The sequence below is a fragment of the Sphingopyxis sp. sgz302558 genome, assembly GCF_057220455.1.
Genome location: NZ_JBXPUZ010000001.1, coordinates 276,990 through 299,698 on the forward strand (window position 1 = coordinate 276,990; position 22,709 = coordinate 299,698).

Annotated in this window: 15 protein-coding genes; 8 read left to right on the forward strand and 7 right to left on the reverse strand. The window is 64.1% G+C overall.

Annotation, left to right across the window (positions count from 1 at the left end):
- The first annotated feature begins 366 nt into the window (after window positions 1-366).
- From AC2TC0_RS01385 to AC2TC0_RS01410, 6 genes are all read left to right on the forward strand, one after another.
- Window positions 367-2,940: an Rne/Rng family ribonuclease gene (locus AC2TC0_RS01385; RefSeq protein WP_484715698.1), complete on the forward strand. Its 2,574-nt coding sequence runs from the start codon at window positions 367-369 to the stop codon at window positions 2,938-2,940.
- 74 nt (window positions 2,941-3,014) lie between these two features.
- On the forward strand, window positions 3,015-4,412 hold the full coding sequence (locus AC2TC0_RS01390; RefSeq protein ID WP_484715699.1) for a M48 family metalloprotease: 1,398 nt from the start codon (window positions 3,015-3,017) through the stop codon (window positions 4,410-4,412).
- 31 nt (window positions 4,413-4,443) lie between these two features.
- The gene (locus AC2TC0_RS01395; RefSeq protein WP_484715700.1) at window positions 4,444-5,940 is read left to right on the forward strand and encodes a DsbA family protein; all 1,497 of its coding nucleotides are present in this window, start codon (window positions 4,444-4,446) and stop codon (window positions 5,938-5,940) included.
- Between the two features lie 9 nt (window positions 5,941-5,949).
- Entirely contained in the window at window positions 5,950-7,767 is a 1,818-nt protein-coding gene (locus AC2TC0_RS01400; protein WP_484715701.1) for a sulfotransferase family protein, read from the forward strand.
- 111 nt (window positions 7,768-7,878) lie between these two features.
- Window positions 7,879-10,257, forward strand: a complete 2,379-nt coding sequence (locus tag AC2TC0_RS01405; protein ID WP_484715702.1) for a TonB-dependent receptor — start codon at window positions 7,879-7,881, stop codon at window positions 10,255-10,257.
- A 125-nt stretch (window positions 10,258-10,382) separates the two neighbouring features.
- Window positions 10,383-11,660, forward strand: a complete 1,278-nt coding sequence (locus tag AC2TC0_RS01410) for an APC family permease (protein WP_484715703.1) — start codon at window positions 10,383-10,385, stop codon at window positions 11,658-11,660.
- Here the strand turns inward: AC2TC0_RS01410 and AC2TC0_RS01415 are convergent.
- Both AC2TC0_RS01415 and AC2TC0_RS01420 read right to left on the reverse strand, forming a co-directional pair.
- Window positions 11,641-13,017, reverse strand: coding sequence for an L-serine ammonia-lyase (locus AC2TC0_RS01415; RefSeq protein WP_484715704.1), 1,377 nt, complete (start codon window positions 13,015-13,017; stop codon window positions 11,641-11,643). The genes AC2TC0_RS01410 and AC2TC0_RS01415 overlap by 20 nt on opposite strands.
- A 50-nt stretch (window positions 13,018-13,067) precedes the next feature.
- Window positions 13,068-13,916 carry a carbonic anhydrase family protein gene (locus tag AC2TC0_RS01420; RefSeq protein WP_484715705.1) on the reverse strand — a complete coding sequence of 283 codons (849 nt, stop codon included), beginning with the start codon at window positions 13,914-13,916 and terminating at the stop codon, window positions 13,068-13,070.
- A 227-nt stretch (window positions 13,917-14,143) separates the two neighbouring features.
- Here AC2TC0_RS01420 and AC2TC0_RS01425 point away from each other — a divergent pair, with 227 nt between their 5' ends.
- The gene (locus tag AC2TC0_RS01425) at window positions 14,144-16,447 is read left to right on the forward strand and encodes a TonB-dependent receptor (RefSeq protein WP_484715706.1); all 2,304 of its coding nucleotides are present in this window, start codon (window positions 14,144-14,146) and stop codon (window positions 16,445-16,447) included.
- On the opposite strand, the gene AC2TC0_RS01430 is transcribed toward AC2TC0_RS01425, so the two are convergent.
- A complete protein-coding gene (locus AC2TC0_RS01430) occupies window positions 16,441-18,051 on the reverse strand; it encodes a phytoene desaturase family protein (protein WP_484715707.1) in 1,611 nt (536 codons plus the stop codon). The genes AC2TC0_RS01425 and AC2TC0_RS01430 overlap by 7 nt on opposite strands.
- On the reverse strand, window positions 18,048-19,211 hold the full coding sequence (locus AC2TC0_RS01435; protein ID WP_484716453.1) for an aromatic ring-hydroxylating oxygenase subunit alpha: 1,164 nt from the start codon (window positions 19,209-19,211) through the stop codon (window positions 18,048-18,050). Before AC2TC0_RS01435 ends, AC2TC0_RS01430 begins: the two co-directional genes overlap by 4 nt.
- A 32-nt stretch (window positions 19,212-19,243) precedes the next feature.
- Between AC2TC0_RS01435 and AC2TC0_RS01440 the strand changes: the two genes are divergently transcribed.
- On the forward strand, window positions 19,244-19,864 hold the full coding sequence (locus AC2TC0_RS01440; protein WP_484715708.1) for a TetR/AcrR family transcriptional regulator: 621 nt from the start codon (window positions 19,244-19,246) through the stop codon (window positions 19,862-19,864).
- Here the strand turns inward: AC2TC0_RS01440 and nth are convergent.
- The 3 genes from nth to AC2TC0_RS01455 are packed head-to-tail and all read right to left on the reverse strand — an operon-like array spanning window position 19,831 to window position 22,657.
- Window positions 19,831-20,475, reverse strand: coding sequence for an endonuclease III (gene nth / locus AC2TC0_RS01445; protein ID WP_484715709.1), 645 nt, complete (start codon window positions 20,473-20,475; stop codon window positions 19,831-19,833). The two genes, AC2TC0_RS01440 and nth, sit on opposite strands and share 34 nt — an antisense overlap.
- Window positions 20,472-20,936 carry a YaiI/YqxD family protein gene (locus AC2TC0_RS01450; RefSeq protein WP_484715710.1) on the reverse strand — a complete coding sequence of 155 codons (465 nt, stop codon included), beginning with the start codon at window positions 20,934-20,936 and terminating at the stop codon, window positions 20,472-20,474. Before AC2TC0_RS01450 ends, nth begins: the two co-directional genes overlap by 4 nt.
- Window positions 20,933-22,657, reverse strand: a complete 1,725-nt coding sequence (locus tag AC2TC0_RS01455) for a DEAD/DEAH box helicase (RefSeq protein WP_484715711.1) — start codon at window positions 22,655-22,657, stop codon at window positions 20,933-20,935. Before AC2TC0_RS01455 ends, AC2TC0_RS01450 begins: the two co-directional genes overlap by 4 nt.
- Window positions 22,658-22,709 lie beyond the last annotated feature (52 nt).

A 22,709-nucleotide genomic window follows, 5' to 3' on the forward strand; every position in this document is an offset into this window, starting at 1 on the left:
GGAACCGACTGACCTCGCCCGTTGTTTTTGTTGCCGCCCGTCTGCAGCGCTGCTAGCACCCCCGGTCATGCCGGTTGCACGCCTTGCGCACCGGTGATCCATGGGATGGTGCGGGGGCGGTATGGTCTGCCTCTAATCGCCATCCTCCGTCAGGTTGATGCCACATGCGGCTTGTCACGCCCTCCACCCTTTGCCCGAATGGCGCTTTGCTGCGCTGGTTCGCATCGGGTTCGGACCGCGTGCGCGCCCGGACGAACAGCTCGCTTGCGAGCGGCCGGATGCAGCCCGATTGCGGCAATAACACATTATCATTCAATCTATTAGGGGCGACGCGCGGCTATGTTTGCGCGCGCCGGAGTTATACCAATGACCACGCGCATGTTGATCGATGCGCGGCACCGCGAGGAAACCCGCGTTGCCGTGACCAAGGGAAACCGCATCGAGGAATTTGATTTCGAATCTGCCGAGCACAAGCAGCTCAAGGGGAATATCTACCTCGCCAAAGTCACCCGCGTCGAACCGTCGCTACAAGCGGCGTTCGTTGAATATGGTGGGAATCGCCACGGGTTCCTGGCCTTCAGCGAAATCCACCCCGATTATTACCAGATCCCGAAAGAGGATCGCGCCGCGCTGCTGCGCGAAGAGGCCGAACATGCTGCCGAAGCCGCAATGCGCGCCGAGGATGATCTCGACGCGCTGGAAGGCGAAGTCGAGGACATGGCTGCCGACGGCGACAATGAGCGCCGCGACGTCCATGACGAGGACGGCTTTGACGACCACGGCGACGATGCAGCCGAATTCGCTGACGACGCGGCCGATGAAACGGGCGATGACGGCGAAGGTGAAGAAGAAGGTGAAGAATCCGAAGCCCGCGAAGAACAACGTGGCCCGCGCCGCGATGGTCGCCGCGGCAAAGGGCGCGGACGCGGCAACCGCCGCGAGGACGAGCGCGACACCAGCAAAATGTCGCTGCGCCGCAAATATAAAATTCAGGACGTCATTCGCCGCCGTCAGGTGATGTTGGTACAGGTCGTCAAGGAAGAGCGTGGCAGCAAGGGCGCGGCGCTGACCACCTATCTCAGTCTCGCTGGCCGCTATTGCGTGCTCATGCCCAACACAATGCACGGCGGCGGCATCAGCCGCAAAATCTCAAACGGGGCCGACCGCCGCAAATTGAAGGCAATGATCGACGAGCTCGACTTGCCGCCGACTATGGGCTGCATAGTCCGCACCGCTGGGATGAGCCGCACCAAGGTCGAGATTAAGCGCGACTTTGATTACCTTGCCCGCCTGTGGGACGAGATCCGCGACAAGACGCTGCAAAGTGCCGCGCCCGCTCTCATTCATTCAGATAGCGACCTCATCAAGCGCGCGATCCGCGACATTTATCACCGCGATATCGAAGAGGTGCTGGTCGAAGGTGAAGAAGGCTTCCGCGCGGCCAAGGAATTTATGAAGCTGTTGATGCCGAGCCATGCGCGCAAGGTGAAGCAATATGCTGACCCGGTGTCGCTGTATCAGCGCTACGGCGTAGAGGATCAGCTGGCGGGGATGTACAACCCCGTGGTCCAGCTGAAATCGGGTGGCTACCTCGTCATCAATCCGACCGAGGCGCTGGTGTCGATCGACATCAACTCGGGCCGCTCAACGCGCGAGCACAATATCGAGCAAACCGCGCTCAACACCAATTTGGAAGCCGCGAACGAAATCGCCCGCCAGCTGCGCCTGCGCGACATGGCAGGTCTGGTCGTGATCGATTTCATCGACATGGATCACAGCAGCAATATCCGCAAGGTCGAGCGCGCAATGAAGGAAGCGCTGAAAAACGATCGCGCGCGTATCCAGATCGGCCGCATTTCGGGCTTTGGCCTGATGGAAATGAGCCGCCAGCGGCTGCGCACCGGGGTGCTCGAAGCATCGACCCGGCCTTGCCCCCACTGCGACGGCACCGGTTTGGTGCGCACCGCATCATCGGCGGGCCTCGGCGCGCTGCGCATGATCGAAGAAGAGGCCGCACGCGGCAAGGGCAGCCGCATCACGCTGCGGGCTAGCCAAGAGGCGACCTTCTATCTGCTCAACGAAAAGCGCCGCGAGCTACGCGAAATCGAGGAACTCTACGGCGTCACCATCGAAATTCTGCCGAACAGCGAGGCCGAAGGTGCGAAAATGGCAGTCGAGGTCAGCGGCCCGCCGCCCACGCAGCGACCGCAATTCGCGCCTGTGGTGATTGCTGCCGACGAGGACGACGACCTGCCCTATGATGACGAGGACGAGGGCGAGGACGACGAAGCCGACGACGCCGAAACCCCGCGCCGCAGCCAGCCGCGTGATGGCGAGCGCGGCGACGAAGAGGGCGAGGGCAAACGCCGCCGCAAGCGTCGTCGCCGGGGCCGCCGGGGCCGCCGCGATGACGAGGCAGGCAGCGAAAATGGCGGCAATGCCGAAACGGGTGAAGCCGAAGCAAGCGACGAGAACGAAGCCGAAGTTGCCGCCGTCGAGGCCGATGACGCCGACGCAGTGGCAAAGCCCAAGCGGCGGCGCGGCGGTCGGGGACGCAAGGCACGCGACGGCGACGGTGACAGCGACGGCGAAGCAACGGCTGTTGAATCTGAGGCGATCGAACGGGCACCTGCGCCCAATGTCGAGCCCGCCGACGAGGCTGCGCCCGAAAAACCCAAGCGCGCCAGCCGCAGCCGCAAGAAGGTGGCCGACGATGCCCCGGCGGAAGTTGCCGTTCCCGCCGCTGAAGCTGAGCCCGAAACTCCTGCCAAAGCCAAGCGCGCGCCGCGCAGCCGCAAAAAGGTGACCCAGGAAGCCGACGAGGCCAGCGGCAACGGGTCAAAATCCCCGGTCGCCGCCGACACCGTCGAAAATGGCGAGGCGGCAGGCGAAGGCGGCAATGGCCGTCGCGGCTGGTGGCAGCGGACCTTCGGGGCCTGACCATGGCGGCGGTCCGGCAGCTTGCGAACCGCCGCTTCACCCCGCATTCAGGCAGTGCGCGCCATGACTTTGTCATGGCGCGTCTCCCCCACGTTCGTCCGGCCATTTGGCCGGGCAAAATGCTACGCGCAGCCATTTTGCTGCTCGCCCTCTTTGCACTCGCTGTCCGTCCCGCCGCCGCGCAGTCGATCCTGCGCGATGCCGAGACCGAGGCGCTGTTCCGCGAGATGATGGCCCCGCTCGAACAGGCAGCGGGGCTAAAGGCTGGGCAGATCCGCGTCCATCTGATCGGCGATCGCAGCATCAATGCCTTTGTCGCGGGATCGCAGGATATCTATGTCCACAGCGGCCTCATCGAGGCGGCGGGGACCGCCAACGAGGTCCAGGGCGTGCTCGCGCACGAGCTGGGCCATATTCAGGGCGGCCATGTGATCCGCTCGTCGGAAGGCATCAAGAACGCCACTGGCATTTCGCTGCTAAGCCTGATTTTGGGCGCAGCCGCTGTCGCTGCAGGGGCAGGCGATGCCGGGATAGGCATTTTGATGGCCGGGCAACAAGCCGCGTTGGGCAAATATCTCGCCTTCAGCCGCGTGCAGGAATCGACCGCCGATGCAGCCGGCGCGCAATATCTGTCAAAGGCCGGGATCACCGGGCGCGGCAGTCTGGATTTCTTCAAACGGCTACAGAATCTGGAGTTCCGCTATGCGGTCAAGCAGGATGATGATCAGGCCTATAGCCGCACCCACCCGCTGAGCGGGGACCGCATCGCGGCGCTGCGCGAAACCTATGTTGTCGATCCGGCGTGGGACAAGCCCAGCGACCCCGCGCTCGAAGCGCGGTTCGTTCGCGTCAAAGCCAAGCTCGTCGGCTTCATTGCCGAACCCACGCGCACGCTGCGCCTCTATCCGGCAAGCGACACCAGCATTCCCGCACGCTACGCCCGCGCCTACGCCTGGCACAAGAGCGCCTATCCCGACCGTGCGCTGGCCGAGACTGAGGCGCTGCTAGCCAAAGACCCCGATGACCCTTATTTTCTGGAATTGCAGGGCCAGATTCTGCTCGAATCGGGGCGCCCGCGCGATGCCGTTCCGCCGCTGCGCAAGGCGGTGGCGGGCAGCCGGTCACAGCCGCTGATCGCCGCGCTGTTGGGCCATGCGCTAATCGCCACAGAAGACCCGAGCCTCGCAGCCGAGGCCGAGCAGGTGCTGCGCACGGCGGTGACGCTCGACAATGAAAATCCCTTTGCCTGGTATCAACTGGGCGTGGTTTATGCCCAGCGCGGTGACCAAGGGCGTGCTGCACTCGCCACCGCCGAACGCTATCAATTGCAGGGGCGCGCGGCGGCGCTCGCATTGCAACATGCCGAAATGGCAATGGCCGCACTACCCAACGGGTCGCCCGACTGGATTCGTGCACAGGATATTGCGCTGGTTGCGCGCGCCGAGGTGGAACAGCAGCGCAAGAGGCGCTAGAGCGCTCGTCCCGGTTTAGCGAAGGTCCAATGTGAACGAGCGCAACGACGAATTTTACCAGCCCTGGCTACGCCAGAACCCGCCGCCGCCTGTCCCGGTGAAGCGCCGCCACGAGCCAGCGTCACCGCCGGGCGACGGTGGACTGATGCGTGACGAGGCGCTGCCGCTTGGCGTTGATGTGTCGGCCTATGCTGCCCCGCCCAAGTCGCCGCCGCCCTCGCTATCCGAGCAGGCGGGGCCCGCGGTTGCCGCCGCCAAGAGCTTCGCGGCGCGAGGTTGGGCCGCAACCGTCCGCGCAGCATACGCCTTTGCCGACTGGACGATAAGGGTTGGCGAACGCGCTGACATCCCCGCTCGCATCGCTGCCCTGGAAATCCCGCGCAAGAGCGCGGCGGCGGCGCGGCAAGTAGGCGTGCTGCTGCGCGCGGCGGGTCGCGCAACGGCCGCCGCCACGGGCAAGGCAGGCACTGCCGCCGCCGCGCAGCTCGGCAAAGCCGGGACCGCCGCGCAGCAAGGGCTGGGCAGCGTGGTTGCCAGCGGCAAGCAAGCGGGGGCGCGCCAGCTTGGCAAGTTGCGCCCGCCTGCTGCCGAACCCGCCGAACCGCCCATATCGGGGCTGGAACGGCTGCTCGCCGACGAACCGGTCAAGACGGACGCCAACAATCTGCCCTTGTTCCAGGCGGCGCCTGCGCCAGAGCCGGTCGCGCCATCAGCCGAGGCAGCACCGCCCGACGATTTAACTGCCGATGAAAGGCCGGCGCGCCGCGACCTGCCGCGGGCCACATCGTCGGATGAACCGCCTGCTGTACCGCGCTGGGTGCCGCTAACAGCAGCCGCGCTGGCTGTTTTGGCGCTTACCTTTTGGGCCGGAGGCCGCTGGGGCGGCGGCGCGATGACCGCAGCCGAGACACGCGCACTGGTGCGCGAGACCATTTTGGCCAACCCCGAAATTGTGCCCCAGGCGCTGGAAAAATATCAGGCGAACCAGATGGCTGCGGCGATTGATGCGGTGCGCCCGGTGCTGGAAAAGCCCTTTTCGGGGGCGTGGATCGGCAATGCCAGGGGCGATGTCACGCTGACCATCTTTACCGACTATGGCTGCGTGTTCTGCCGCGCGGCGCTGCCCGATATCGACCGGCTGGTGCGCGAGGACAAGGGCGTGAAGGTGGTGTTCCGCGAGCTGCCCATCATCGCTCCGCAGAGTAAGGACGCCGCCATCGCCGCACTCGCCGCGGCGCGGCAGGGCAAATATGACGCCTTCCACCATGCAATGTTTGCTGCAGGCAGCCTTGACCGCGGCGCCATCGCCGCGGCCAGCACCCGCGCCGGGGTAATCCTCGACGGGCGCAGCGATGCCAATGCCGATACGCGCCTGTTCGAGCGCGAAATCGATAACAATCTGGCGCTGGCGCAGCAACTCAACATCAACGCCACCCCGTCGATGATCATCGGGTCGCGACTGATTGCTGGCGCGGTCGGCTATGACGCGCTGAAGCAGGCCGTGGCCGAAGCGCGCACGGCGGGCTGATCCTGCTGGATGGCAACGACCGAAACTGACGGGCAATTGGCGGCGGCACATGCCGCGCTGGCCTCCGATCCGGCGCGCGCGCTGGAGCTGGCCACCGCTATTGTCGCCCGGCATGCGGAGGTTGCCGAGGCGCACCGGCTCGCGGCACACGCGCTGCGGCGGCTTGGGCGCGAAGCCGAAGCGCAGGCTGCCTCACTTGCTGCGGTGTCGGCCGCAATTCACGACCCCGAAATGATCGCGGCAGGGCTCGCGCTGGCACAGGACCGGCTGCCCGACGCCGAGGTCGCCTTGCGCACCCGCCTGCGCCGCGACGCCAGCGACGTCGCCGCGATCCGCATGCTTGCCGAGGTGGCGGGGCGGATCGGACGCTACACCGATGCCGAGAAATTGCTCCGCCGTGCCCTGGAACTGGCCCCCGCCTTTGGCGCGGCGCGCGCTAACCTCGCCACTGTCCTCTATAAACAAAGCCGCTTTGCCGAGGCGGTCGAGGTGCTGTCGGGCGCGTTGGCCTTCGACCCTGACAATCCAGCGCTGCGCAATCTGAAGGCGGCCGCGCTAGGACGGATCGGCGGCTATGACGAGGCAATAGCCCTTTATGCCGAACTGACGCAGCGCTTCCCCGACCATGCCAAGCTCGCCATGAGCTATGGCCATATGCTGAAAACCGTGGGGCGGCAGGACGACAGCATCGCCGCCTATCGCGCTGCCATCGCTGTCGATCCGGGGCTGGGCGAGGTGTGGTGGAGCCTCGCCAACCTCAAAACCATCCGCTTCGATGAAAGGGATCGCCTCGCCATGCTGGCGGCGCTGGCAGCCATTGATGAGGCGGACCAGGCGCGGCAGGATGACCGCCTGCACCTCAACTTTGCCTTGGGCAAGGCGTTTGATGATGTCGGCGACGCGAGGGCCGCCTTCGATCATTATGCCGCGGGCAACGCCATCCGCCGCGACCAACTGGGCTATGATGCGGGCGAAACCAGTGCGCTGGTCGACCGGATGATCGCCACCTTCGATGCCGATTATTTCGCGGCGCGTGCAGGTGCAGGCGATTCTGCCGCTGACCCCATCTTCATCCTGGGCATGCCGCGCGCGGGATCAACGTTGGTGGAACAGATTCTGGCCAGCCATTCGGCGATTGAAGGCACACAAGAGCTGCCCGACATTCCAGCGATGGCGCTTGACCTGGGGCGCGCACGACGCGCGCATGGACGGCAATGGATAGAAGCGCTGGGCGAGTTGACCGGCGCCGAACTGACCGCGCTCGGCGGCGAATATTTGGCGCGCACCGCAGTACAGCGCAAAACCACCAAGCCCCACTATATCGACAAACTGCCCAACAACTGGCTCTATACCGCTTTCATCCGCCTGATCCTGCCGGGTGCGCGCATAATCGACGCGCGGCGGCATCCCATGGATTGCTGCTGGTCCAACTATCGCCAGCATTTTGCCAAAGGACAGGCGTTCAGCTACGGCCTTGCCGACATGGGGCGCTATTATGCCGATTATGTGCGGCTGATGGCGCATATCGACGCCGTGCAACCGGCCCGCGTCCACCGTGTGATCCACGAAGCGCTACTCGATGATCCCGAAGCGGAAGTGCGCGCGCTGCTGGCCTTTCTGGACCTGCCGTTCGAGGCGGGCTGTATGGCGTTCCACCAAAATGCCCGTGCAGTGCGGACGGCGTCGAGCGAGCAAGTGCGCCGCCCGATTAATCGTGACGGGGTTGATCAGTGGAAGCCCTATGCCCCGTGGCTGGGCGATCTTACCACCGCGCTGGGACCGGTGCTGGACCACTACCCCGCCCCGCCGCCAGCGTTTTGTGACTAATTGGTCACAATCAGGCGAATTATTGTATCGCGAACGGGCATTTGGACGAACGGGACTTGCGCAATATCGGCCCAAAGGATTGAGTAGGCGTTCAACCTTTGGGGGGTTTGCATGCGTTCCTTTGTTTCCGCCGTCACCCGCAGCAGCGCGGTTTTGCTGTCGACCACGATCCTTTGCTCCACTGGCGCGGTGGCGCAGGAGGCCGACTCTAGCGATGATGCCGATATCGTCGTCACCGCAACCAAGCGCGAACAAAATCTGCAGGATGTTCCGCTCGCCATCACCGCCTTTGGCACTGAGCGGCTGGATGAATTGCAGGTCAAGGAATTTGCCGACGTTATTAAATTCCTGCCATCGGTAACAATCCAGACGGCTGCACCCGGCTTTGCACAGGTCTATTTCCGCGGCGTCGCGTCGGGCGAGAATGCGAACCACTCCACGTCCTTGCCTACCGTCGGCACCTACCTTGATGAAATGCCGATCACGACGATCCAGGGCGCGCTCGATCTGCACGCCTATGACCTTGCCCGCGTCGAGGCGCTCGCCGGGCCGCAGGGCACGCTCTATGGCGCAAGCTCGATGGCGGGGACGATCAAGCTGGTCACCAACAAACCCGACACCAGCGGCACCTATGGCGAGGTCGGGGCCGAACTCAACGCCGTGTCGGGGGGCTTGGGCGGGTTGGTCGAAGGCTTTCTGAACGCGCCGATTTCGGAACGCGCCGCTGCGCGCATCGTCGCCTATTACCGCCGTGATGCCGGCTATATCGACAATGTCTTTGGCAGCCGCACCTATCCCACCTCCGGTATTACCCAGACCAACGCCAATCTGGTCGAGCGCAATTATAACGACGTCGATACCTTTGGCGGCCGCATCGCGCTGGGAATCGAACTGGATGACGACTGGACGATCCGTCCGGTCATTATCGGTCAGGTACAGGAAGTGTCGGGCAGCTTTGCCCAGGAACGGTCGACCGCCGTGTCGGGCAAGCTGCAGACGGTCCAATATAACCCTGAATCGAGCAACGATGAGTGGGTTCAGGCGGCGCTGACGATCGAAGGCAAAATCGGCAGCTGGGATCTGACGGCCACCGGCGGCCATTTGCGCCGCAAGACCGAAACCGAGAGCGACTATTCGGACTATGCCTATTTCTACGACGCTCTGTTCGGATACGGGGCTTATTTCACCGACAATAATGGCGACCCCGTCAACCCCAACCAATATATTCAGGGGACCGACCGCTATCGCAAAAGCTTTGCCGAAATCCGGCTGGCGTCACCTGCCGATGCGCCGCTGCGCTTCATTGGCGGTGTTTTCTATCAGCGCCAGTCGCACAACATCGAGCAGAATTACATCATCGATAATATCAGCGATGCGATCACGGTAACCGGTACCGACAGCAATATCTGGTTGACCAAGCAGCTGCGCGTTGACCGTGACTATGCGCTGTTCGGCGAAATTGCCTATGACTTGACCGACCGGTTCACGGTAACCGCGGGCGGACGCTTGTACCGCTACAAGAATTCGCTGGTTGGCTTTTTCGGCTATAGCGCCGGTTTCTCAAGCCGCACTGGTGAGGCGGCGTGCTTTGGCCCGACCCAGGTGGCGGGCAGCCCCTGCACCAACGTCGACAAAACGACGTCGGACACCGATGCCATCTGGAAACTGAACGCCAGCTACCGCGTAACCGACGATGTGCTGCTCTATGCCACTTGGTCGCGTGGTTTCCGTCCCGGCGGGGTCAACCGGCGCGGATCGCTGCCGCCCTATGGTCCCGATACGCTCGACAATTACGAATTGGGGTGGAAGACCAATTTCGGTCCCTTCCGGTTCAACGGGTCGGTTTATCAACTGGATTGGAAGGGCATCCAGCTGTCCTTCCTGGGTGCCAATGGTCTCAGCGAGGTACGCAATGCAGGAATTGCGCGCATCCGGGGCATCGAAGCCGATATCGGCTTCCGTTCCGGCGGGTTCAGCCTGAACGCCGGGGCCAGCTATAATGATGCCGAAATCCGCCGCGATTTCTGCCGCATTGCTAACCCGCAGTTCGACTGCAGCATTGCACCGGTCGGGCAAACCAACAGCTTGCTGGCGCCCGCTGGCACGCGTCTGCCGGTGACGGCCAAGTTCAAGGGCAACGCCGTGGCCCGTTATGAAGCGCCCATCGGCAACCTTGACGGACACATCCAGTTAGCGGTGAACCATATTGGCAGCCGCCGCAGCGATTTGCGCACCGCCGAAAATGCCATCAAGGGCTTTTTCGATGCCTATACCACCGCCGATGTTTCAGCAGGGATTGCCGGCGAAGGATGGAGCCTTGAGCTGTTCGCGACCAATTTGTTCAACGAAAATGGCGTGATCAATTCCGGCGTGCAGTGCGTCGAGACGACCTGCGGCGATCCCGGCAATGTCAGCAGCACCGGCGGGGTGTTTTATGACACGGTCATCCGCCCGCGGCTTGTGGGGCTGAAGGTCACCAAAGACTTTTAAGGGTCCACGGACGTGGAAACGGCACCGGCCCGCGCTCCCATCCGGCCGCCCAATCGAGGTTACCTTGTGGGCAGCCGGGTGGGGGCGCGGGCCGATGCCGCACGTTTCAGCGCAGCTGAAACATTGTGACAAACGCCGAAGAGCGCCCGTTTGGGGTCTGGACTGCCGCCGCGCTGGTGATGGGCGGGATGATCGGGTCGGGCATTTTCGTGATGCCCGGCCAGCTCGCCCCGTTTGGCTGGACGGGGTTAGCGGCCTGGGCCGTGGTCATTCCTGGCGTGCTGGTGATGGCAGCAGTCATCGCACGGATGATTGCTGCCCGACCTGACGCAACCGGGGCGGGAGCGGTCATTGGCGAGGCGCTAGGGCCCCTGCCCGCAATGCTGATCAACTGGAGCTATTGGATCAGCGTCTGGTCGGCAAACGCCGTGCTCGCACAAACCGCCATCCGCTACATGGCGGTGTTCGAGCCGCGCCTCGCCGCCAGCGACCAGTCGCTCGCCATCTGGTCGGTGGTGCTGATTTGGGCGATGACGCTGATCAACCTGCGCGGTCCGCAGGCGGTTGGGCGGTTCCAGCTGGTGACCACGACGCTGCGCATTTTGCCGCTGCTGGCCGTCATCCTGATTGGCGCGCAGCTGCTGGGCACGGGCCAGAGCAGCGCAGTGGCGGCGACGTTGAAACCTTTCAACGGCTCCGAATTTACGGTCGTGATGGCTATTGCCTTCTATGCGATGGTTGGTTTCGAAACTGCCGGGGTGGCGGCAGAACGGGTGCGCGATCCGGCGCGCAATGTTGCGCGCGCGACGCTGATCGGCGTGGGGCTGACCGGGCTGCTTTATGTCGCGGTTTGCGCCGCGATCCTGCTCGCGCTGCCAGCGGCGGAGGTTGCCGCGTCGCCCGCGCCCATCGCGCTATTCGTCGAGCGCTTCTGGGGTGCAGCGGCGGCGCAGTGGCTGGCTGCCTTTGCCGTGATTGCGGTGGTCGGCTGCCTCAACTGCTGGGTGTTAATGCAGGGCGAACATCCATTGAGCATGGCCCGCGCCGGATTGCTGCCGCCCTCGCTGGGGGTCACCAACGCCCGCGACGTGCCGGTGCGCGTGGTGCTGCTCGCCAGCCTGTGCGCGTCGGTACTGCTGCTGTCGAGCGTCAGCGCCGACGGTGGCCTGCTGACCTTCATGCTCAACCTTACTTCAGCGGCGTCGCTGATATTCTATCTTGGGTGCTGCCTGGCCGCACTCTGGCTGGGCGTGGCAAGAGGCCTTGCGCTCGTGGGCCTCGCTTTTGGCTTGTGGGCGCTTTATGGGTCGGGCAGCGGCGCGCTGCTCAATTTCGTGCTGATGGCGGCGGCGCTGCCGTTTTACTGGTGGGCGCGGCGCAGCGTCAGCATTCCACAACATTGACGGCGAGACCGCCCTGCGCGGTTTCCTTGTACTTGCTGGACATATCGAGCCCGGTCTGGCGCATCGTTTCGATCACCTGATCGAGTGAAACGCGCATCGGCCCGACGCTATGCAGCGCCAGCCGCGCGGCGTTGGCCGCCTTGACCGCGCCGATGGCGTTGCGCTCGATGCAAGGGACCTGCACCAGCCCACCCACGGGATCGCAGGTGAGGCCCAGATTATGCTCCATGCCGATCTCGGCAGCGATGGTGACCTGTTCGGGCGTTGCACCCCAGATCGCGGCCAGCCCCGCCGCCGCCATCGAACAGGCAACGCCGACCTCTCCCTGACAGCCCATTTCGGCCCCCGAAATTGACGCACGCTGTTTGTAAAGCAGGCCGATGCCCCCGGCGGTCAGCAGGAAGGTGCGAATGTCGCGCGCTGGCCGTTCGGCATCGACGCAGTAATAGCGGATGATCGCCGGGATAATCCCCGCCGCGCCATTGGTCGGCGCGGTGACCACACGACCCCCGGCGGCGTTTTCCTCGTTCACCGCCATCGCATAAGCGTTGAGCCAGTCGAACAAACTCTCGCGTTCGTTCGACAGCGGCGCACCGTCGAGTTTGCGCCACAGCGCGGCGGCGCGGCGCTGGACTCCGAGTTTGCCGGGAAGGGTGCCTTCGGTGGCAAGGCCGCGCGCAATACAGTCGAGCATCACGGCGGCAATGGCGTCGAGGCGCGCTTCGGTCTCGGCGCGCGGGCGCAGCGCATCTTCGTTGGCGAGCATCAGGTCGGCGATGCTGAGGCCGTGCGCAGCGGTTAGCGCGAGAAGTTCGTCACCGCTGGCAAAAGGGTAAGGCGCGGCGAACCCGGTCGCGATCCTGTCGTCCGCTGCCGGCCGCTCCAGCTGCCGGCGCGATGCAATAAACCCGCCGCCGGTTGAATAATAGTCGCGGTCCGCGATCACCGCCCCGTCTGCATCAAACGCCTGAAAGCGCATGCCATTGGGGTGCAGCGTGGGCATGGCGTCAAAAGCGAGGATCAGGTCGTTTGCAGGATCGAAGCTGATGCAATGGCCGTTCGCGAGGGCGAGACGGTGGGTTGTACGCAGCGCCGCCAGATCGGCCTCGGCCTGCGTCAAATCAACGCCTTCCGGCAAATGGCCGAGCAGGCCCAACAATGTTGCCCGCGGCGTGCCATGCCCTTCGCCGGTCAGCGCCAACGAACCTTGCAATTCGATTCGAAGCCGCGCGGCTCGCGCCGTCAGCCCATGCTTGTCCAGATGCGCCCGAAAGCGCGCTGCGATGCGCATCGGGCCCACCGTGTGCGAGCTCGACGGCCCGATGCCGACGCGAAACAGGTCGAGGACCGAGAGCATTGCACTGCCCTAGCGGCAAATTGCCGCCGGGGCGAGTGCCATGCCGCAAGTCAAACGGGTTGCAGCGCCCGAACCGGGCGGCGGTGTCCGCGCCGCAGTTGGGAGCCGATCAGGCCAAACCCAAGAATCAACATTGCCCAGGTCGCCGGTTCTGGGACGGCGGCGAAACCAGCAACGTCGGTCAACACGATACGGCCGTTGAGCGGCTGCACTTCGCGGCTGTTGCCATCGGGAAACAGGGCACGGAACCGGTCGATCTGAGCTTGCGAGGCGTAAAGAGGGGAAGCCAGCACATTCCAGCGAACTGGCTCTGAAAAGGGCGGCGTCGTGAGTGAGCCACTGTAGCGGAAGCTGGCCAGATCGCTTGGCAACAGCCCGGCCAAGTTGAACGAACTGATGGCGACAGTCGCGCCGGGCATCTGCGGAAACTGGCTGAACAGCACATCAAGCAACGGATTTTCGTCGCCGACCTCGATCAGCCGTCCGACGACCGCGAGTTCCCCCGCGTTTGAACGATGCACCAGATGCAATTCCATCGCCGCCCGCGCGCCTTCGATTTCATGCTCGGCCTCGCTGTGAAAATGAAACTGCAGCAGGTCATAGCTGGTGGTATCGATTACAACGACCCCGGCACCCGGCTGCACATCGGCACGGATAGTCGCTTCTTCTCCGGGCGAGCCGGTATTGACCACCGATAACGGCACATCGTTGCCATAGGTGAAATTGAGCGGCGGCAGCGGAGCCTGACGGCTATTGGTCGGGGTGATGTCCACCGGCGACTGGCTGTTTTGCGCCGCAGCGGGGAGCGCAGGTGCAAAAAGCACAAGCGCAAGCAACAAGCCGGCAGAGCGCGATATGCTGCGGCGACGGGCGAGGGAAGTGGCAAACGGCAGTGACATGCGGCATCCTTTCAGAGCTGGGTGGATGGCATGAAAACTAGCTTTGTCGGCGCAGGCCGTTCTTGTCTGTCGCTGCCTCTTTATCCTTTCGCTGCTCTTAACCACCTCGGCCCATCGCAACCGACAGGCAACATTTCTCTGGATTGTCGCCGATTTGTCACCGCCGCGACGCGCTTTCTTCGCACTTGCAGCATAGCCGCCGGATCAAACAACAGGAGGCTCCCCCCATGTCTTTCCATACTGCAACCCGTCTGACCCTGCTTGCCGCCGCCAGCAGCTTTGCTTCTGTCGCGCAGGCGCAGGACGCCGAAACCGAAGAGAATTCGGCCGAGATTATCGTCACCGCGCAAAAGATTGAGCAGCGCTCGGTGGATGTGCCGATCACCATTTCCGCAGTGTCAGGGGCGCGCATTCGCGAGCTGGGCGTCAGCGACCTTGACGAGCTGTCGGCCTATGTCCCCGGTCTCAACATCCAGGAGCAGAGCGCGAACAACCCCGGCGTCGTCATTCGCGGCATCACGTCGGATTCGGGATCGGCGCAGCAGGGGCCGCGCGTGACGCTTTACTATAATGGCATCGACATTTCGCGCTCGCGCGGTTCGTACCAAGCGATCTACGATCTGGAACGCGTCGAGGTGATCAAGGGCCCGCAGGCGACCCTGTTCGGCACCGCATCCGCGGTCGGCGCGATCAGTCTGACCTCAGCGCGCCCGCGCGAAGGATTTTCGGCCGAACTGACCGGCGGTTATGGCAATTTCGAACAGACGCTGCTGGGCGGCTTCGTCAACCTGGGCGGCGACAACCTTGCCGCGCGGGTGGCGTTCGAATGGCGCACCCGCGACGGCTATGTCGAAAATCTGGCCGCTTCACAGGATGAAGAGCTGTATGCGCAGGACCAGCTGGGCATCCGCGCCTCGCTGCGCTGGCGTCCTTTTGATGACGTGACGTTCGACCTGATCGGCACCTATGACCGCCAGCGCAACGGGGGCACTCCTTTCATTTCGGGATCGCTGCCGACCAGCGACGGCCCCGCGAACCCGTTCGGCCGCGCCAATCTGGGTGGATCGCCGCTGTCTGAAAGCGTGCTGGGCGCGGTGCAATTGGGCCTCGACCGCGATGTGTACGACGTCAATTTCACCATCACTGCTGATGTGTCCGACGGGCTGACCTTCACCAGCGTCAACGGCTATCGCAAGTTTGACAGCCTTGAAATCTTCGACGCCGACGGCTCGGCGGCCTGGTATCTGGAATTTGCCGAACTGGCGCAGGGCGAGCAGGTTAGCCACGAAAGCCGTTTCAGCTATGCCGACCCCAATTGGCGCGCGACCTTTGGCTGGAACTATTTCCGCGAAGACAGCATCCAGAACGTGCCGTTCAGCAGCGAAGAGGGCATATTCCTGCAATGCGCCGCGCGCGTGGTGCCCGGCATTCCGTGCGTCGATGCGGCGGGCGTGGTACAGGCGGCGCAGGTCACCGCGCTGCTGACCGGTGGCTTGCTGACGCAGGTCCCCTACAGCTCGGTGTTTGAAAATGGCGGGATCAACGCCAGCTATTCGGTGTTCGCCGATGCCACGTGGATTGCCTCGGACAGGTTCGAACTGACGGCGGGGGCGCGCGTCCTGATCGAGGATCGTGAATCAACCTTCTTCGCCCGCGTGCCGCGCCCGCGGCTGAACCCCACTGCTTTCTCGCTGATCCCGGGACAGGTCGACACCGGCGGCCAGACGTTCCGCGCCAAGCGCAGCTATGCCGCCGTGCTGCCGCGCGCCAACATATTGTTCCGGCTTGATGAACGCAGCAATATCTTTGCCACCGTATCCAAGGGTCGCCGTTCGCCGGTGGTACAGTTGAACGCCGCGCGCGTCGGCGGGGTGCCCGTCCCCAATCGCCAGCTGGTCCCCGAAGAAACGGTGTGGAACTATGAAGCGGGCATCAAGGGCACCATGGGCCCCGTGTCGGGCGCGCTCGGTGTCTATTATCAGGTCTATGACGGCTTTCAGGTCAGCGTCATCCAGCCCAACGGCACGACATTGACCCAAAGCGCGGGCAAGGCGAGCAACCTTGGTGTCGAGCTGGAGGTCAATCTTCGCGCCGCCGACTGGCTCAGCCTGTTCGGCAATGTCGGCTACATCGACGGCGGCATCGACGACAACAACAGCTTCGCTCCGCAATTCGCGGGCGCGCGGTTCCGTTTGCAGCCCGAATGGCAGGCGGCGGGCGGCTTCACCATCGACGCGCCGATCGGATCCAGTGCGCGCTTCTTTGTGACGCCCACCGTTACCCATCGCAGCCGCATCTTCTTTGAAGTGCCCAACAATCCGCTTATTTCACAGGGACCGGTGACATTGTTCAACGCGCGCGCGGGCGTGGCCTTCGCCAATGACCGGTTTGAATTTGCCGGCTTCATCCGCAATGCTAGCAACGAGGACTATCTGCTCGACGCCGGCAACACCGGCGGCGCGTTCGGCATTCCGACCTTCATTCCGGGTGAGCCACGCTTTTATGGCGTATCGGTGACGGCGCGTTATTGAAGCCAGCGCGGCGCAAACCACCCGGCCGCGTCGCGCAGTATAACCTCGGCCGCATTGTGCCCCGGCGCGCCGGTTACGCCGCCGCCGGGGTGCGTGCCCGCGCCGCACATATAGAGATTCTGGATCGGACCGCGATAGCCGCCGTGGCCCAGCATCGGGCGCGCCGACCAGAGCTGGTCGAGGCTCATGTGACCGTGCATAATGTCGCCGCCAGCCAGCCCGAATTTGCGTTCCAGCCCCTTGGGTGACAGGATTTGCCGCCCCAAGATGCTGGCGCGAAAACCCGGCGCATGCGCTTCGACCGTGTCGATGATGGTGTCGGCGGCCGCGTCCTCCTCCGCATCCCAATCGCGCCCGTCCGGCAGCACCGGCGCGAATTGCTGGCAGAAGAGGCTGGCGACATGGCAGCCCGCGGGCGCGAGACTGTCGTCCACTGTCGACGGGATCAGCATTTCGACGATGGGCGCTTTCGACCAGCCGTGCGCCTTCGCATCGACAAAGGCCGCGTCCATATAATCCAGCGTCGGCGCGATGATGATGCCCGACTGATGGTGCTCGCCGGGTTCGGGGAGCGCGGAAAAACGCGGAAGTTCACTCAGCGCGACATTCATCCGGAACGTTCCGCTGCCGACTTTATAGCCCTTGATCCGTCGCGCGAAGTCCGATGGCAGATCGGCGCTGTCGACCATCCGGCCATAGAGCAATTTCGGTCCGACATTGGCGATCACCCGCGCCGCAGCAATTTCCTCGCCGCTTTCCAGCCGCACACCGACCGTTTTGCCATTGTCCACCAGCACGCGCTCGACCGGCGCTTCGAGGCTGATTTCCACACCCAAATCACGGCACACCCGCGCCATGATCTGCGTGATCGCCCCCATGCCGCCGATGCTGTGGCCCCAGGCGCCCTTCTTGCCATTCACCTCGCCAAAGACATGGTGCAGCAGCACATAGGCGCTGCCCGGCGCGTCGGGGCTAGCGTAGTTGCCAACCACTGCGTCAAAGCCGAAGGCGGCCTTCACCGCTTCGCTTTCAAACCAGCCGTTCAGGAAATCGCGCGCCGATTTGGTGAACAGGTCGAGCACGTCGCGCTGCGCCTCCACCCCAAGACCTGCAAGCTTGCGCCCCTGCAGCGCCGCATCCATCAACGTGCGCCAACCGTCGCCCACATTAGGAGGCACTTTGAGCGCCAGGGCGCGCAGCACTTCGGCAACGCCCTCTAATGCGTCGTAATAAGCGGGAAGCACCTCGGCATCGTGGCGGCTGAAGCGTGCAAACTCCGTCTGCGTGCGCTCCAGTCCACCGCCCAGCTTGACGTAACCACCATCCGGCTGCGGAAGGAAATTGCTGATCGGCCGTTCGATAACGCGGTAGCCATGCTTCGCTAGCTCCATGTCGGCGATAACCTTGGGTTGCAGCAGACTGACGGTATAGCTTGCTACCGAATTGCGGAATCCGGGATGAAACTCCTCGGTCACCGCCGCGCCGCCGACGACATCGCGGCGCTCGACGATGCGCACGCGCATGCCCGCTCGGGCAAGGTAGAAGGCACAGACCAGGCCATTGTGCCCCGCACCGATGATGAGGGCGTCATATTTCTGGGTCATATCTTGCTCCACCCCGCCGCCGGGGCCTGTTCTTGTCGCGCGGCGGGAATGGTTTCCCGCATCCGGCGGCAGAATTGCTTTAAGCAAACTTCCTTGTCGCTGAGCGGCCCGATGGTAAAGCTTCGCGACGCCATGCCCTGCTGCACTCGCGTGATCAGCACGGTATCCTCTGCATTGACCTGGCGGTTGATGCGCCAGTTGAGATAGCGGGCCGCGCGCATTTCGCGCCGCGCGTCGGGCAGGACATAACTGATCTCGCGGATGATGCAGCTGGTCGGGCCGGTTGGCAGCCACTGCATAAAATCGACCTGGTCGGGATAAATATCGAAGGCGATATTGGGCCACAGCTTGAAATAGAGCCAGCGGCGCTGGCCCGCAGGCGGTAAGTGCGACACAGACGGCAATAGCCGCTGATAAAGCCGCTCTGACCAGTTGGCCGAGGGTCGTTCGACCAGATCGCCCCACATGCGGTCGACGTGACGCTCGGCTTCGACGCCATAGCTTTTGCCGAACAGGCGGGTCAGGCCGGGATGCGCCGGGGCAATGTGCAACCCGTCCGAATAATTGTCGCCAACATTTTTCCAGTTCACTTCGCGCGGGCGCAGCGTAACGCGGCCCAGCGCCGTGAGATCGGCAAAGCGATAGGGCGCAATCTGGTCCAGATAGGGGGCCATCATGCTGGCGACCGGCGGCCCGTCGCCGGTCAGCCGGACAAACACGAAGCCCTGCCATATTTCCAGATCGACCGGCACCAGCCCAGACCGTTTGCGGTCGAGCATGGGATAAGTCGCGCTGTCAGGCACACCGGTCAGGCGGCCATCGAGATCATAGGTCCAGGCATGATAAGGGCAGACAAGCTTCTTTGCACAGCCGCGTGCCCCGTCGACCAGGCGCGACCCGCGATGGCGGCACACATTGGTAAAAGCGCGCAGCACCCCGTCCTGCCCGCGCACCACAATCACGCTTTCGCCGACGTAATCCAAGCTGTGCCAATTACCCGGTTCCGCGATGTCGCTGACGTGGCAAACAATCTGCCACGACGGACGGAAAATCCGTTCCGCCTCGACAGCCGCAAATTCAGGGTCCGCATAGGTCCATGCGGGCAGCGACCAGCCGTCGAGCGGGTCGGTCGCGGAATCGGGGTGCAGTGCGGTTGCCATGTCGGCATGCTTGTTATACATTCGTAAAACAAATGCAAGCCGCGCGCCAACCCTTCACCCGCGAAAGCGCCGATGTCCGCCGCGAAGCGTTGATCGACGCGACCTGTGCCGCGCTTGCCGAGGCGGGGCTGGAGGGCGTCAGCGTGCGCAGCATCTGTGCCCGCGCGGGCGTGTCGCCGGGGCTGCTGCGCCATTATTTCGCAGGCATCGACGATCTGGTATGCGCCGCCTATGCGGCGACCGCCGAGCGCATGGACGCCATCTTCGAGGAGGCGATTGTTACCGCGCCTGCGCTTCCACGCGCGCAGCTGACGGCCTTTTTGACCGCCAGCTTTCGCCCGCCGGTGACCGATCCGGCGCTGCTCGGTAGCTGGACCGCTTTCTGGGCATTGGCGCACACCAACGCCCGCGCGGCGGAAATTCACCGCACGGGCTACGCCGCCTATCGCGCGCGGCTGGCGGGGCTGCTCGAGAAGTGCGGCATGGCCCCGGCGGCTGCTTCGCAGCTGGCAATTGCCCTCACCGCGCTGGTCGACGGGCTGTGGCTTGAACTGGTGCTCGACCCCGCCAGCTTTGGGAGCGACGGTGCCATCGCCCTTATTGAAACAACGCTGGCGGCCTATTTCGCGCGCGGCACCGACTTTGGTTTATAGCGGCACAAATCCGCCACGCCGCAGCGCCAGCATTCGGGCGTGCGCGCCTTGCAGACATAGCGGCCGTGGAGGATCAGCCAGTGGTGCGCGCCGACGCGGAACGGCGCGGGCGTGCGCTTGTCGAGCGCCTTTTCGACCGCCAACACCGTTTTCCCCGGTGCCAGACCAGTACGGTTGCCGACGCGAAAGATGTGCGTATCAACGGCGAAAGTTTCTGCCCCGAAGGCGCAGTTCATCACCACATTGGCGGTCTTGCGCCCGACGCCGGGCAGGCCAGTGAGGACATTGCGGTCGGCCGGCACTTGACCGCCAAAATCGCGCACCAAAACCTCTGAAAGGCCGATCACATTCTTCGCTTTGGCACGCCACAGCCCGATGGTCTTGATATGCGCTTTCAGGCCATCCTCGCCCAGATCGAGCATCTGTTGCGGCGTCTTGACTTGCTCAAACAACGCGCGCGTTGCTTTGTTTACCCCGACGTCGGTGGCCTGTGCCGACAGCACAACCGCGACGAGCAATTGATAGGTGTTGCCATAGGCGAGCTCGGTTTCGGGCGAAGGATTGGCCTCGGCCAGGCGGCTGTAAAATTCGAAAATCTGCGATCGGTTCATGCAGCACTGCGTAGTAGCTGATGAGCCATGCGATCAAGCGTCTGCAAAAAGGCCGAGCGGTCGCGCGCGGTGAAGGGCGGCGGGCCACCGATCCCTTCACCCAATCCACTGCGTAGGTCGGCCATGATCGCGCGCGTCGCCACAGCGCCGCCGATCATGCCAGGCGTAAACGCCTTGCCATTGGGACCGGTGACCAGCGCACCCGCCTTCAAACAGCGGTCGGCGAGCAAAATGTCGGCCGTGACGACGATGGTGCATGGCCCCGCCGCGTCCGCGATCCAGTCGTCGGCGGCATCAAAGCCATCGGTAACCACCACCCGGCTGACCAGCGGATGGTCGGGAATGCGGATACGCGTATTGGCAACGATGACCACGGGCAGATTAAGTCGCCAGGCAACGCGGTAAATCTCGTCCTTCACCGGGCAAGCATCGGCATCGACCAGGATGCGCCGGGCAGTCATCCGCGCGGCGGGCGGCCCCGGCCTTGGCCCGGCTTACCGCCAAATTTGCGCGGTCCGCCTGCGCGCGGCCCGTGGCGTGGCGGCCCGCCCCGGGCATTGGCGCGCGCCGCTTCACGCGGGCTGCCCGCCATCGCTTCGATGACGATCCCGTCATCGGGATCCTCTTGCGCCGTGCGTTTCAGCGCTGCGGCAAAGCGGTCGGCGGCGTGGCGCGGCACGTCGAACATTGTTTCATGCTGGCCAATCTTGATCGCGCCGACTTCATTCTTGGTGACATGGCCGCGGCGGCACAGCAGCGGCAAAATCCAGCGCACGTCGGCGTTTTGGCGACGGCCGATGTTGAGCCGGAACCAGACGGTGTCGTCGAACCCCTCGCGTTTGACCAGCGTGCGTTTTTCAGGCCCGGCGCTGCCGCTATCCAGCAATTCCTCAATCGCGGGCATTCTGGCGCGGTGCGCTTGGACCAGCGCCAGCGCGATATCGCCCGGCGACAGCACCTCTTGCACGCGCGCCGCGAGCGCGCGATCCTCGTCATCGCCCTCGACCGGCGCAGTGATGGCGGCGACCAAACGTTCGCGGTCTTGCGCGCGCACTTCCTCAGCGGTCGGAGCCCGCTTCCATTCGGCCTCGATTCGCGCGCCGCGCAGCATCATTTCAACGCGGCGGCGGCGCGGATAGGGAACGAGCAGGATCGCCGTGCCCTTTTTGCCTGCGCGCCCGGTGCGGCCCGAACGGTGCTGCAACGCCTCGGCATCGCGCGGCAATTCGACATGGATCACCAGCGACAATGCGGGCAGGTCGATCCCGCGTGCCGCCACATCGGTCGCGACGCACACCCGCGCGCGGCGGTCGCGCAGCGCCTGTAGCGCCTGATTGCGCTCATTCTGACTATGCTCGCCTGACAGCGCCACCGCTTGAAAGCCGCGCTCGATCAGGCTGGCGTGCAGGTGACGCACATTGTCGCGCGTCGCGCAGAACAGCATCGCCGTCTCCGCCTCGTAAAAGCGCAGCAGATTGACGACAGCATTCTCAATATCCGCAGGCGCAACAGTCACCGCCTGATAGGCGATGTCGCCATGCCCGCGATCTTCGCCCACCGTCGAAATGCGCAAGGCATCGCGCTGATAGCGTTTGGCGAGCGCAACAATCGGCTTGGGCATGGTTGCCGAGAACAGCAAGGTGCGGCGGACAGCAGGCGTGGCATCGAGGATCTCTTCCAAATCCTCGCGAAAACCCATGTCGAGCATCTCGTCGGCCTCGTCAAGCACCGCCACTTTCAACGCCGAAAGGTCGAGCGCGCCACGCTCGAGATGGTCGCGCAGCCGCCCGGGCGTGCCGACCACGATATGCGCACCGCCCTGCAAATTGCGCCGCTCGCGCGACGCGTCCATCCCGCCGACGCAGGTGACAATCCGTGCGCGCGCCTTGGCATAGAGCCATTCAAGTTCGCGGCTGACCTGGAGCGCCAGCTCGCGCGTCGGCGCAATCACCAGCGCCAGCGGCGCGAGCGCGTACGATGCGGGCTGGCCTTCGGGGATAAGCTCGTCGGCCATGGCAATGCCAAAGGCGACGGTTTTGCCCGACCCCGTCTGCGCCGAAACGATGAGGTCGCGGCCCGAGGCCTCAGGCGCAAGCACGGCGGCCTGCACCGGCGAAGGCGCGGCATAGCCACGCGCAGCGATCGCTTCGCCAAGAAGCGCGGGAAGTGTCGAAAAAGGCATCGGCCCCCATAGGCGCGATTGAGCGAAAGGGGAAGGGGGCGGCATCAATGCA